The organism is Halomonas hibernica, assembly GCF_013183775.1.
GTDB lineage: Bacteria > Pseudomonadota > Gammaproteobacteria > Pseudomonadales > Halomonadaceae > Vreelandella > Vreelandella citrativorans.
The window spans coordinates 78,331-90,810 of the sequence record NZ_VIFN01000005.1; the positions used below are offsets into that span (position 1 = coordinate 78,331).

11 protein-coding genes are annotated in these 12,480 nt (G+C 57.6%); 2 read left to right on the top strand and 9 right to left on the bottom strand.

Translation table 11 applies throughout. The features are described 5' to 3' along the window. Positions 1-27 precede the first annotated feature (27 nt). From FKN99_RS09455 to FKN99_RS09490, 8 genes are all read right to left on the bottom strand, one after another. Positions 28-1,563 (bottom strand): TolC family protein, encoded by a 1,536-nt coding sequence (locus FKN99_RS09455; RefSeq protein WP_172117628.1) that lies wholly within the window; start codon positions 1,561-1,563, stop codon positions 28-30. Beyond that, positions 1,547-3,451, bottom strand: a complete 1,905-nt coding sequence (locus tag FKN99_RS09460; protein WP_172117629.1) for an FUSC family protein — start codon at positions 3,449-3,451, stop codon at positions 1,547-1,549. Before FKN99_RS09460 ends, FKN99_RS09455 begins: the two co-directional genes overlap by 17 nt. Next, the gene (gene mdtN, locus FKN99_RS09465) at positions 3,441-4,490 is read right to left on the bottom strand and encodes a multidrug transporter subunit MdtN (RefSeq protein ID WP_172117630.1); all 1,050 of its coding nucleotides are present in this window, start codon (positions 4,488-4,490) and stop codon (positions 3,441-3,443) included. Before mdtN ends, FKN99_RS09460 begins: the two co-directional genes overlap by 11 nt. A gap of 3 nt (positions 4,491-4,493) precedes the next feature. After that, on the bottom strand, positions 4,494-4,790 hold the full coding sequence (locus FKN99_RS17775) for a YtcA family lipoprotein (RefSeq protein ID WP_216658032.1): 297 nt from the start codon (positions 4,788-4,790) through the stop codon (positions 4,494-4,496). A 240-nt stretch (positions 4,791-5,030) separates the two neighbouring features. Continuing rightward, on the bottom strand, positions 5,031-6,950 hold the full coding sequence (locus FKN99_RS09475) for an alkaline phosphatase D family protein (protein ID WP_172117631.1): 1,920 nt from the start codon (positions 6,948-6,950) through the stop codon (positions 5,031-5,033). A 15-nt stretch (positions 6,951-6,965) separates the two neighbouring features. Next, positions 6,966-8,333 carry a sensor histidine kinase gene (locus FKN99_RS09480; RefSeq protein WP_172117632.1) on the bottom strand — a complete coding sequence of 456 codons (1,368 nt, stop codon included), beginning with the start codon at positions 8,331-8,333 and terminating at the stop codon, positions 6,966-6,968. Beyond that, positions 8,330-9,004, bottom strand: coding sequence for a response regulator transcription factor (locus FKN99_RS09485; protein WP_087108798.1), 675 nt, complete (start codon positions 9,002-9,004; stop codon positions 8,330-8,332). Before FKN99_RS09485 ends, FKN99_RS09480 begins: the two co-directional genes overlap by 4 nt. Beyond that, the gene (locus FKN99_RS09490) at positions 9,001-9,321 is read right to left on the bottom strand and encodes a PepSY domain-containing protein (RefSeq protein WP_087108801.1); all 321 of its coding nucleotides are present in this window, start codon (positions 9,319-9,321) and stop codon (positions 9,001-9,003) included. Before FKN99_RS09490 ends, FKN99_RS09485 begins: the two co-directional genes overlap by 4 nt. Positions 9,322-9,549: 228 nt before the next feature. Here FKN99_RS09490 and FKN99_RS09495 point away from each other — a divergent pair, with 228 nt between their 5' ends. Both FKN99_RS09495 and FKN99_RS09500 read left to right on the top strand, forming a co-directional pair. Beyond that, positions 9,550-10,026: a PepSY domain-containing protein gene (locus tag FKN99_RS09495; protein WP_172117634.1), complete on the top strand. Its 477-nt coding sequence runs from the start codon at positions 9,550-9,552 to the stop codon at positions 10,024-10,026. 171 nt (positions 10,027-10,197) lie between these two features. Beyond that, positions 10,198-11,154 carry a DUF1853 family protein gene (locus FKN99_RS09500; RefSeq protein WP_172117796.1) on the top strand — a complete coding sequence of 319 codons (957 nt, stop codon included), beginning with the start codon at positions 10,198-10,200 and terminating at the stop codon, positions 11,152-11,154. An 89-nt stretch (positions 11,155-11,243) separates the two neighbouring features. On the opposite strand, the gene proB is transcribed toward FKN99_RS09500, so the two are convergent. Then, positions 11,244-12,383: a glutamate 5-kinase gene (proB, locus tag FKN99_RS09505; protein ID WP_172117635.1), complete on the bottom strand. Its 1,140-nt coding sequence runs from the start codon at positions 12,381-12,383 to the stop codon at positions 11,244-11,246. Positions 12,384-12,480: the final 97 nt, after the last annotated feature.

Consider the following 12,480-nt stretch of genomic DNA (forward strand, 5'->3'; position numbering starts at 1 on the left):
GTGTGAAGGGTAGTGGGCGGACAAGCGTCAGGGAATAGCCTCTAAAGGGGACGTGCTTGAGGTCATGGCGCCAAGCGTGAACGCAAGCGTCGATGCTGCAATCAGGCTTGCCGCATGTGCCTCGGAGCGTGCCAACCTTGCATCCAGAAGACCGGACTCCGCCGCAGTAGCCTCAGTGATAGTGCCTACCCCGTTGCGATAAGCATCAAAGGCCGCGTCGTAAGTCACCGCAGCCGCTTCGGTCAACGCGTCAGCGGCGTCAAAAGCCGCCAGTGAGGAGCGCAGTGCATCAGCAGCAACCACCATCTCGCGCATCGCCGTGTTGCGAATTTTCTCGAATGCCGCTTCGGCTGAAGCCGTGACAGAGACTGCCTGCTGGCGTTTGGCGGCAAGAAGGCCGCCATCATAGATAGGCATTGTCACCCCAAGGAACACTCCGGTGCCTGTGGTCTGGTTGCCAATACTGGGCAAATGACCAATGCTCAGATTTTGCTTGTTGGTTCCCGTGGCGGCGGCAACAAATACCCGGGGCATGAAGTCGGCATCGGCGGCACGCTCTGTCGCTTTGGCAGCTTGCAGCTCAGCATAGCTGGCCAGCACATCCGGCCGCTTGCTGAGTGCTGCCTCAATCGCAGAATCCACCGATGCCAACTCGTCAATACCCGGTAGCGGGCGATTCGACGTGCTGGCCACCTCGATCTGTGTCGTCGGCGAAGCGCCGAGAGCACTCAGCAACTCCTGATACTGATCGCGCAGCATACTCTGTGCCTGCACCATCCGCAGGTTAGATTGGGCGACAAGCTGACGGGCTTGAGCAACAGCGATACTGGTGCCGGCGCCATTGGCGTAGCGGGACTCAGCCGCATCCTGCAGAAGGCGGTTGTTGACCAGCACCTCCTCAGCAATTGCCAGCCTGTCCTTGGCAGCACCGTACTGGTAATAGCTACGCGTCACGTTGTAGATCACCGCCTGGTGGGCACCATTGAAGTTGACGTTGGCCGCATAGGCATTGTGTCGGGCGGCATCACTGAGCGCCTCGCGCCGACCAAAATCAAACACTAGCCACTGCAAAGCAAGGTTCGGCGCCACACCGCTGACGGTGGTATCGACATGGTGAGTGTCACCATCCAGCAATCCGCGATAAGGAATGCTGGTCTGCTGCCTGCCCGCAAACACATTGGCGGTCAGGATCGGCAGAAACGTGGCTTCAACCATTCCAGAGGCCAGCGCCAGCTGGCGCGCCTGTTCCCAGGCAATTCGGGTTGACGGGTTATGGCGTTGCGCAAAGTCTATCAGTTCGGGTAACTGATAAACCTTGTCCGACTGTAGATCCTGTGACACCGGGTCTGGCAGCAAGCCGATATCAGCTGAACCTGACACGGAAAAATCGCCAGGTAGCGCGGACTGACCTTGAGGCACCCAGGGTGTGCTGGGGGAGGCGGAAGTATTCTTCAGTGCATCCGTTGCACAGCCCTGCAGGCCCCCTATAGTGCCAAGAACAACGCCCAGAGCAATACAGGTTCTGAGCTTGGCTAATCTGAACACGCTAGCTTTTCTCAACATGCACAATCCGCTCTATCCGAGTGAGTTGCCGTTCTATATCACTATACGCGCCGTCGTCGAGGGGAGAGCCCTCGTAAGTCGAAGGCGCCCTGTTACGTCGGTTTTCAAGCTCAGTGACCAGCTGTGACTTGAGTCGCTGCAGGCGCTCTTTGATAGTGCCGTCATCCTGTTCTGCCATGTAAAGCTGGCTGGTGAGGTCATTGAGCTCTTCAACAATTCTCTCCACGCGCTCCAGCTCGTCAGCGCTGGCACGCAGACGCGACGGCTCGAAAGGCACCATATCGAGCAGTTCTTCGGCCTGGCCCAGTGCAAAATATGCAGTAGATGCCGCCTGGGTGCGCAACTGTTGATCCTGCCTGGAAAGCGTACTGAGATCGCTCAAGGCATCCAGCACATCGTTGAGCTGCCGTGCCACCTGATTGATGACGCTACGCGGCCAGAACTGGGTGAAGATCACATAGATAACAAAGATACCCAGCAAAATTCCGTAGATACGGTTGCTGGCTTGGGAGATATCAAAGCTGGGGCCGAACCCGTTGAGGGTGGTCAGCAAGAAAGCCAAGGCGATCTGCACGCCGGCATAATAGATCCGCTCAGTACCTGATGACACCCAGGCACCGATCAGCACGCCAAAGAACACCAGCCCCATCAGGCCACCGACGGAGTTCAGGTGCGGCATGATGAAGGCCAACGAAAAAATCCCCATCGCTGCGCCAATCAGACAACCGACGATCCGCAACGTCAGTTTGCGCAGTGTTTCCCCTGTAGTGCCGAGCGCGGCCACATAACAGGTGATCATCGCCGTATGAATGCCATCCCACTGCATGCCGGTGTAAATCAAATAGCAGAGCACCGCCGCGGCGGATGTCTTTAGCGCATAGCGCTGATGTATCGGATTGGAAAACGCATCAGCAGCCAGCAAAGGTATTTTTCTCGGACGCGGTGGCTGTGCAGCGCCTCCATCCGGCTGGGACAAACCCTGTAAGGCGACATAAAGCGGCTGTAAGCCGGCTTCTGTCGCTTCCGGCGCCGCCTGTAGCACTGGGCACGTATCATTGGCGATAGCATCCGCCGCTTGGCGTAACTCAACCGCCAGGTCACTCCTTGCTGCGCGGCTCAGGCTTTCAGGCAGGGCCCCCGCGATAATCAGGATGCGATAACTTGTCTCAGTGGCTCCGCTGAGCCAGCGAGAGCGTGCCGTCGATATCAGGTGCAGTAGCTTAACGAGCTGCATTTGCTGCAACGAGTCATCATTACCTTCGCTCACCAGGATGTTAAAAGCCGTGGATGCTTGCTGTGTCTCGATGCGGTCTGCCGCACAGCGCAGTCTTTCGACAATCCGGTTACGCACCAGTGTTTGCGAAGGAGTGCCGAACAGCAGGTTAAAAAGGATCATCAAAAACATCGGCATGCAGGCCATTTTCCATGCCATCAGCAAGCCTTTGTCAGCGACCTCTCCAACCGGCACCATGGTCACCAGCGTCATGATAAAGGCGATCACCAAGCCAACAATGGCCGCCTGCTCGCCCAGCGGAGTCGCTGAGCTGAGGAACAGGAAGATATACGAGGCAAAAAACATGACTGCCAGCCGCATGGCAGGGCTGTCGATGCTAACGTTGATGATCGGAATCATCAGCACCACCACGGTAGACGCCATCAAAATGACGCCCAAAGCCATAATGCAGTTCTTTACGGCATCCTGCTTGGACAGAAAAATGATCAGATAGCAGCTAATCGCGGCCTCAGGTATTTTCAGCAGCATGGCCGTTGCAGACACCAGAGCACACAGTAGCGCCACGCGCCAAGTCAGGCCCATCCTTCCGGGAAAGGGCTGGATATCCGCCCACGCCTGGCGGGCGATTTTCCCCCACGGAGATTCAGCAGCCATCGTGGTGGTGAACCGTTGCCACCGCCGATGCGCCAACACGCATCAATTCTGCCGGCGGGTCATCCAGCCGAATGCGGACGGGAAAGCGCTGCTGAACTCTCACCCAATCAAGAGATTTCGGCACAATCGGCAGCGATAACGGCAGGTCGATCAGGTCCTTCGAGGCCACGCCCCAGCCTATTCCCACCACTGTGCCTTTAATGGCACGGTCGCGGTTAGCCAGCGCATATACCGTGGCGCAGTCACCGACAGCGATATTGCCCAGCATGGTTTCGGTGAAGTTGGCCGAAGCATACCAGGTGTCCGTCTTGACCAGATTGAACTGGGACTGGGCAGGCAGCGCGTAGTCACCCACAGAAACGGTCACTCCGACAACCCGACCGTCGGCAGGCGCATAGACCCGAGTGCCGTCCAGCTCATGCTGGGCAATGTCCTGAGCGGCCCGGCGCGCTTCAATCAACGCCAGGGTTGCTTCATCATTACCCACCAGCGCCTCAGCGGCCTGACGCTGCTGAATCGCTTCCTGCAAGCTGATTTCGGCATTGCGTTTAACAGTGCGCGCGTCGTGGATCTGCTGCTGAGAAACATACCCCTTGGACTCCATCGGCAGCAGACGGTCAAGGGTCTGGTTCGCCAGCGCCAGGTTTGCCGTGGCTCGATTGACTTGGGCCTCGGCAATTTCTGCATTGGCCTGCTCCGCGCGGATAGTTCGAGACTGATCACCACTGGCCGCCGTTGCCATGGCCAGGTCGGCCTGTGTCTGTTTCAAGGCCAGCCGATAGGCAGTGTCATCAATTTCCAGCAACAGATCGCCCTTGCGGACAAAGTCATTTTCCTCAACATGCAAGGCTACGATGCGGCCCGCAACCGATGGAGCAATGTGGACAATATCGGCCCTCAGAGTGGCATCATCTGACAGCGGATTGGCACGCGCATTCTCGTAGCTGTGGTAAGCCAGAACAGCAGCGCCCGCAATGATGGCAATGGCGATCACGGCTCCGACAATGGATGCTACCCGCTTGGAAGCATGACCTTTCATGATTCAGCGTCCAAAAAAAAGATGAGAAGATAACAGCGTCATGGCCAGCGTCAGAGACAGATATACCAAGACACGCCACGGAATGATGTCATCAAGCTTCGTCACCACGAAAATGACACGGATAAAAATCGTTGCCACCACACCGATAAACAGCGAGATTAGCCAGTAAGGAAAGAAGCTACCAAACATGCCGACAGCCGGAGCGGCTGCCAAGGCCGGAGTGGCGGCCATCAACAAAAGGATCGCCAGAAAGATTCTTTTCAGCAGCCGTTCTTTCCTGGCGGCGCCTGCTCTCAGCACCAGAGCCTCCTATTCATTGCAGTCTGCCCCTATCAAATCTGCCCCTATCAAAATAGTGCCCAACAGGGCCTTTTACTTTTGTTCGATCTTGATGAGGCGATGCACCTGGTGCATGCCGTCCCCTAAGCATGCTTACTATGGCATGCGTGGTTCGCGGCTGTCTATGCCGCCGCCCGCGCTACACGCTATTCCAGCGAACAGCCCTGTTGTTTGCCATGCACTGACGTCAGATACACGTCATCAGATATAGGGAAGGTCAGCGGGCGGGGGAAAGACAACGTCATTGCCGTTGGCGTCCAACTGGCGAATATCCACCGGGCGGCCCTCAATATCCAGCGTTACAAGGCCAATACCGCTGGCGTTCCAAAGCCGCTCGCCCGCGCTTGCCCCGCTGGGGTCACGCGGGTGGATACTCAGCTTGCGACGTTTGGTAAACCAGTTAAGCGGCGACCAGGGCGCGTAGAGCCATCGGTTAAGCCGATCAAAGGTATTTAGCAACTGCACGGGGAAAGTGTTCTTGATGCCGCTGGAGGTCACCTGCCATAAATGTGGCGCACGCTTTTGGCGACGCACAATAATGTCGTAAGCAAACGAGTAGTGCACATCGCCAGAGAGAATCACGTAATTGCCCGGCGTTTTGGAATGACGCCAGATTTGCAGCAATGTATTGGCGGCGCCACGGTGGGCCATCCAGTTCTCGGCATCCACCACCAGCGGCTTGCCCGCCCAGGTGAATATCTTCTGAACGCCTTCAATCAGCTTTACCCCAAACATGGGAGCTGGCGAGACGATGACAGCGCTTTTGCAACCCAATAGCGCCTGCTGCATTTCCATCAGCGCTTCCCAATCCATTAAGCCGGACGGCTGTTTGGGGCTACGCTCGCTACGCCAGCGGCGGGTACGGGTATCCAAAACAATCAGCGCAGGCGTACCGGGCACCTGAAACTCCCACCCTTGAAAACGCAGTAGCCGTTCGATCAATGCATCCTGCCTGGCGCACGCAAGCGGCCCTTGCTCACGGAACAATTCGGCCGCCTGTTCGACCAGCGGGTTAAGCTTATCCGGTGCATTGCCCCACCCCTGGCAGAGCAAATAGGCCATCAGCGCATTGCCAATAATGCGCTTTGAGAACGGATGACCATACGCACAGCGCTCCCAATCGGCGGTCAGGTTCCAGTCGTCGGTAACATCGTGGTCGTCAAAGATCATCAAGCTGGGCAAATGCGCCATTAACCGAGCGCACTGCGGTAACCCGGCCACAAAATCATCCAAAGCCGCCTGCTCCTGGCGATAACGCTGGGCTGCTTTATCGTTAAGGGCAGGCATCTCCGGGGAAATCATTTGCCAAGCAACCGGCGACCACACTAAACAATACATGGCGAGCATTTCCGCCAGTGTCATTAGATGATTGGAGGCGTTCGCCGAGGTAAACACCGGCTTTTTAACACCGCCGAAAAATCGCTCGCGCAGCGCCACGTTGCTGGTGACATCAGGCAGCAGCGACTCGCGCTGGTAATAGCTATCAGGCGAGGCATAAAGCGCCTGGCTATCCTCCACCGTGGCGCCCTCCAGCCGCTCATCGACTAACCCCAGGCATTCAATAAGTGCATGCACCGCACGCAGCATGGGGCCTGCGACATCATCCACATACACCTGGTCGCCGGTCATTAACAACCATGCTGGCCACTCTTTCGGCGCTTGCTGCTTGTCCGCCAGCCAGCTGTCGGCGCGCACTAACCCATCGGCGCTCGCATGGTGAGGCTTACGGCACGAACCGTGCATCAACCGGTGATGGCGTGAGGCAATGACAAAGGCAGGATAAGCAGCGCCTTCATGGCACAGCCAGGGCGCCCACTCGGGCAGCGCCTGCCACTCCCCCGTCGCCGCTTGAAGTCGCAGGTCGTATTCGATGCGTTCATCAGTGGGTAGCGCGTGCGGCAAGCGCAGATCAATCAAGTGAATAAACGCGTGCCGACCGATAGTCAGGCACTGGTGATGATCATTTAAGTGAAAGCGCTGCTCATCGCTGCTGCCCGGGAAAAGCACCAGCGACATATCAAGCGGGCGCGTTGCCACTAACCACAACACCAGGCGTGTGGGGCTAATGCGGCGCAATAGCGGGCCGACCAATACATCCGGCAACGCATCATCCATTGTCATTGCATTTGTTCTCCCTTAGCCATGCGCCACCACCGGCAGTTCAACAGTAACCTCAAGCCCCCCAGCCTCTGCGCGCTGAAGGCGCATTTGGCCATGATAGAGCGTGACCAGGTCCGCTACGATGGCAAGACCCAAGCCACTTTGGGAGCGCTGTTCATCCAATCGCTTGCCGCGCTCAAGTGCCTCCTGGCTCTCTTGCTGTGTCATCCCAGGGCCATCATCACTGACGCTCAACCAAAGTGTCTGGTCGACAACCCACACTCTAAACGTCACTTCATGGCTTGCCCAGCGCAGCGCATTATCCAGTACGTTGCCGATAAGCTCCTGAATATCTTGGGCATCCAAGTGCACACGCGGGTGATTTTCCCAGATTTGATGCAGGGTAAGCGTGCGACGCTGAGCCAGCCGACCCAGCCCGTTGAGCAGTGGCGATAGCGTATCGTGCAGCGAAATCGGCGCAAAGCGGCCACCGTCACCGGCGGCAGAGGCCCGTGCCAGGTGATGGCGAACGGCACTGTCCATTCGGGTTAACTCGGCTTCCCAGGCGGCGCGATGCGCGTCAGGCAACTGGTGGACCAGCAAGCGCATAACGCTTAAGGGGGTTTTCAGGGCATGGGCCAAATTACCTGCCGTGTGTCGGCCACGCTCAATCAGGCGCTGGTCGCGGGCCAGTACGGCGTTCATGGAAGCCGCAAGCGTAGCAAGCTCGTTAGGCAGGTCCGTTGTCATTTCTGCTGCGCGCCCCTGCTCAACGTCTTTTAAGTTGGCCTGCATACGCCGCAGCGGCGCAAGCCCCCAGCGCACCTGTAGGCCCAACACGCCTAACAGCAATGCTCCAAGACTGACCAGGCCCAGCCAGAGCAAGCGCTGGAACTCGCGTATATCGGCCTTCAGCTCGTCATCGCGGGCCGCTACGCTAATATGCAAAGGGGCTTCTAAAGGGGCCAGGTAAATATCTCGCTCGACGGTACGCAGTGATTGCCCACGTGGGCCGGGCAACGAGCGCGCGCTCACCTCTTCGTTATCGATGACCGGCAGGCGTTGATCCCACAGCGAGCGCGAGGTGATCGTGTGCGTTTGTTGATCGGTAATTTGCCAGTACCAGCCCGAGAAGACCTGGTCAAAAAGTGGGTCCCCAAGAGCGCGGTCATAGCGCAACTGCTCACTTAGCGGGTCAACGGAAACGCCTGCAATAATCACGTTCAGCGTTGCTTCAAGGCGTTCATCAAACGACTCGGTCGCCGCGTTTCGGTAATGATGCGAGAGCAGCATTCCAGCGAGCGGCAAGGCCACTCCGATCATGACTAAAACGGCCAGCAGCAAGCGAAGGCTAATCGAGCGGCCTGCCCAGCGCGTTCGCCAAGTGGGCGTTACCTTGCTCATTCGCCGCCGGGCACTTCTGCCAAGAGCCGGTAACCCTGCCCACGCAGGGTGGCAAACCGCCAGGCCCCCAGCTTGCGACGTAGCCGGCTGATTTGCACATCAATCACGTTTGAGTCGGGCTCATGGTCGCGGTCATAAACGTGTTCAGAAAGCTCGCTTCGACTGACGACTCTAGGAGCGGCATGCATCAGGTAGCCGAGCAGACGTGTCTCCTGGGCAGTCAAGCTTACCGGGCGGCCCGCCAGGCTAACGTGCTGCGTATGAGTATCCAGGCTGAGTTCACCTACTTTGAGTACCGGATGAGCATGGCCGTGGGTACGCCGCACCAGTGCCCGTAGCCGAAACAACACCTCACCCGGCTCGAAAGGCTTGGTAACGTAGTCATCGGCACCTGCGGTAAAGCCCGCCGCTTTATCCGCCCAGCGCTCTCGAGCGGTCAGGATCAGCACAGGCAGGTCAATGCCGTCTTCACGCCAGGCAGCCAGCCAGCGCGTGCCGTCACCGTCGGGCAAACCTACATCGAGTATTACCGTATCGTAGGTTTCGGTACGCACCAGAAAGTCGGCCTCCTGGCCATTTTCGGCGTGCTCAACGACCCAGTCACCGTCACGCAGCGCTTGGCTCAGCTCGCGGGCAATCGCCTGATCATCCTCTACCAGCAAACACTTCATGGCGTCATACCTTGTGGGCGGCGCATCTCATTGATACGCACACCCTCTATTTTCATTAACTGACCATTGTGACCATCAAATTCAAACTCAACCACTTGACCTTGGGGGCCCAGCAGCTTGATTTCATACTCTACCAGACCCTGCTCGCGCTCTACCTCCACTTCCAGCACGTCTCCCAGATAGTTCGCTTCCAGCCAGTCTAAAATGGTTTCCAAGGGCACCACCTCCCCACGGCGCACTTCACTATGCAGTGTTTCCCAGTGCTGGTCACCCACAGCGCTGCCTATCAATATGGCAGCCAGCAGCGCCCCGCCCATCCACTTGGCAGAAGAGCGGAAGCAGTAAAAGAGTCGGTGCGTGAATCGATGGCGGAGTGACTTCATTGGACTAGAATGCCAGAAGCAACATGAACGCTAGATGAATGGATTGTTCAGCTTGGGGAAATAACCGCAGTGCTATAAATCCTCTGTCGCATTCGCTGAGTGATCTGTATCAGACCACATTCATCAGGCAATGCCATTCATTAAGCAAAGAAGGAATTTGATATGAACGTCATGCAAAAAATGCTGTTGATCCCCGCCTCTGCTCTGCTACTTACCGCAGCAGCAGGCAGCGCCCAAGCAGACGCGCTGTCCATGGATCGGGTTGACGAGGTGCTGGTACCTGCCGTCGATTATGGATTCACCCATTATGAAGAGATCAGCATTAAAAGCCGTGGACGCGCAGAAGTAGAAGGCTGGCTGGATGATGAGTGGTACGCCGACGTTGAATTTTCTCTGGATAACGGCGAAACCCTGAAAGAAGAGCGTAAACGCTTAATTACCGGTGCGTGGGGAATGAGCGAAGAGGACGTACGCCAGGCGCTGGAAGTGGCACGAAAAGAGGGTATGAGCGAGTTTGAGGATATCGACATTGATAAGGGCGGCATTATTGATATCGAAGGCCGGGATGAGAATGGCCGTGAGCTGGAAATAAGCCTGCGTCAAGGCTCTTACGAGATTACTGAAATTGACCGTGATTAATGGCTGCTAGCGGTAGCACCCTATCGCTGGCTAAGTGTTACCACACAGTGCGGGCCCTACGGGGCCCGCTTGTGTTTTTACCACTACCTAGCGACAGTTTTGTCAAGGGGAGAACATCGTGGAACTGATAACGTGGAAGTAAGAAGGCATCGTGCTGAGAAAAGCGAAGAGATGATAGCGCCGGGGGTGTCTCAAATAGCGCATGATTTGGCGTGGTTGATAACAGCGCCCGACCTGGTCACGCTCCCGCCGCCCATGCCAAACGGTGGCCGCCCGACGTGTCAGGAGTTGGGCCTGGCCGCAGGCACTGCTGACTGGCTACAGCAAATAACGCCGCTACTCGCAGGTGTTAACCGCCAACAGACAGGCCGCATGGGGCACTACCACGAGCGGCTGTGGCATCTCCTGCTGGATAACGCGCCTAACACGCGGCTACTCGCCAAAAATGTGCGCATCTTTAAAAAGCGTACAACGCTTGGCGAGCTGGATATGCTTTACCGCACCCGCGATAACCCGGCGCCCGTGCATCTGGAAGTGGCGATCAAGTTTTATTTGGGCCTGCCTGAAGGCCCCGGCCCGGCCGACAGCCCAAGCCGCTGGATCGGTCCTGGTGGGCTGGATAGCCTGGCGCTAAAATGCGCTCATTTATGCCAGCACCAGTTGCCGCGCTCCATAACGCCCGGGGCACTGGCCACGCTTGCTCACTGGCTAACCCCCCGCGACATCGCCACCTGCTCGTCCACGGTAGGAGAGCTTCTTACTCATCGCCTCGCCATGCCGGGCGTCTTGTTTTACCCGTGGCATACGGCGCTGCCTTCCCCCCAACATGCTACGCCGGACCATCACCGCGGCAGGTGGTGTTTTTTGCGTGACTGGCCTGCGCTGCGCGATAGCCTGGGTGCGTCGTTACGCATAGTCTGGTTACGAAAACCGCACTGGCTAGCGCCGCCCAGAGCGGAAGATTTTCAACCAGTGGCCGCCGTGATACCTGGCATTGAGCGACTCATCGAACAGTACGGGCCCCAGCAAATAATGCTCTACCTGCCCCACCAGCAGCGCATTGAGCGGGTATTTATTGTGCCCAACGACTGGCCCCGCCAAGTGCCCATCGCCCCCAAGGCAAAGTAGCGCACACATAAAAAAGCCGCTTACTGATCACAGCAAACGGCGTTTTGATGATGTTCTATTTCAACCAATACCCGGGCAAAAACCAAGCGCTAGATCACGACCAGGTTATCGCGGTGAATCAGTTCATGGGCTTCTACGTAGCCCAAAATAGCCTCAATTTGGTGACTCGGCTGCCCCGCCAACTGACGCGCTTCATCCACGCCGTAATTGACCAGCCCTTTGGCAACCGGCATGCCCTGCTCATCGACACACACCACCATATCGCCCCGCTTGAACGTGCCTTTTACACCCCGCACCCCTACCGGCAACAGGCTGGAGCCTTTTTCGCGCAGGACTTTTACCGCCCCGGCATCCAGCATCAGCGTGCCACGCACTTGCAGTTGCCCCGCCAGCCAGCGCTTACGCGCCGCCATCGGTGCCTGCTCCGGGTGCAGTAGCGTTCCCAACGCTTCACCACTCATAAGCCGGGTAATGACGCCTGGCTGGCGACCACTGGCAATCACTGTAACGGCGCCTGAACGCGCGGCAAGCTTGGCAGCACGCACCTTGGTGCTCATGCCACCCCGCCCCAGCGCTCCGCCGCTGCCCGCCACCGCTGCCAAGCGCGGGTCATCTGCGCGCCCTTCGGCGATCATCTGGGCATTGGGGTTATGGCGTGGGTCGGCATCGAACAAGCCTTCCTGGTCGGTCAGCAGCAGTAACGCGTCCGCTTCCAGCAGGTTGGCTACCAACGCACCCAGCGTATCGTTATCGCCAAAGCGTATTTCGTCGGTCACCACCGTATCGTTTTCGTTGATGACCGGCACCACGCGCATCTCCACCAGTGTGCGCAGGGCCGATAACGCATTGAGGTAGCGTTTGCGGTTGGAAAGGTCGTCATGAGTGAGCAGAATTTGCGCAGTGAGCATTTCGTGGCGAGCAAAATGTTGCTCATAGCACTGGGTAAGGCCGTTCTGGCCCACGGCGGCGGCGGCCTGCAGCTCATGCACCGCACTCGGGCGTGCTTGCCAGCCTAACCGCACCATGCCTGCTGCTACGGCGCCGGAGGAGACCAGCACCACTTCAACACCCTGTTGATGAAGCTCGGCAATCTGGTCAACCCAGCCGCCAATAGCAGCTTCATCCAGGCCACGGCCGTCGTTGGTCAGCAGTGCGCTACCGATTTTCACTACCACGCGGCGCGCACAGCTTAGCGCTTCGCGGCCCATCCCCTGCTCATGACTCTCCATCCGTCTCTACCTTATCAGGCACATTGTTAACGCTATTCAGCAACGATATTCAGCGATGGTATTCGACAACAATATTCAACGTCGGCCATTACTGGCA

Excerpts from the sequence above, each read along its gene's own strand:
- FKN99_RS09455 (WP_172117628.1), bottom strand. The coding sequence starts at position 1,563 with ATGTTGAGAAAAGCTAGCGTGTTCAGATTAGCCAAGCTCAGAACCTGT.
- FKN99_RS09460 (WP_172117629.1), bottom strand. The coding sequence starts at position 3,451 with ATGGCTGCTGAATCTCCGTGGGGGAAAATCGCCCGCCAGGCGTGGGCG.
- mdtN (WP_172117630.1), bottom strand. The coding sequence starts at position 4,490 with ATGAAAGGTCATGCTTCCAAGCGGGTAGCATCCATTGTCGGAGCCGTG.
- FKN99_RS09475 (WP_172117631.1), bottom strand. The coding sequence starts at position 6,950 with ATGACAATGGATGATGCGTTGCCGGATGTATTGGTCGGCCCGCTATTG.
- FKN99_RS09480 (WP_172117632.1), bottom strand. The coding sequence starts at position 8,333 with ATGAGCAAGGTAACGCCCACTTGGCGAACGCGCTGGGCAGGCCGCTCG.
- FKN99_RS09485 (WP_087108798.1), bottom strand. The coding sequence starts at position 9,004 with ATGAAGTGTTTGCTGGTAGAGGATGATCAGGCGATTGCCCGCGAGCTG.
- FKN99_RS09490 (WP_087108801.1), bottom strand. The coding sequence starts at position 9,321 with ATGGGCGGGGCGCTGCTGGCTGCCATATTGATAGGCAGCGCTGTGGGT.
- FKN99_RS09495 (WP_172117634.1), top strand. The coding sequence starts at position 9,550 with ATGAACGTCATGCAAAAAATGCTGTTGATCCCCGCCTCTGCTCTGCTA.
- FKN99_RS09500 (WP_172117796.1), top strand. The coding sequence starts at position 10,198 with ATGATAGCGCCGGGGGTGTCTCAAATAGCGCATGATTTGGCGTGGTTG.
- proB (WP_172117635.1), bottom strand. The coding sequence starts at position 12,383 with ATGGAGAGTCATGAGCAGGGGATGGGCCGCGAAGCGCTAAGCTGTGCG.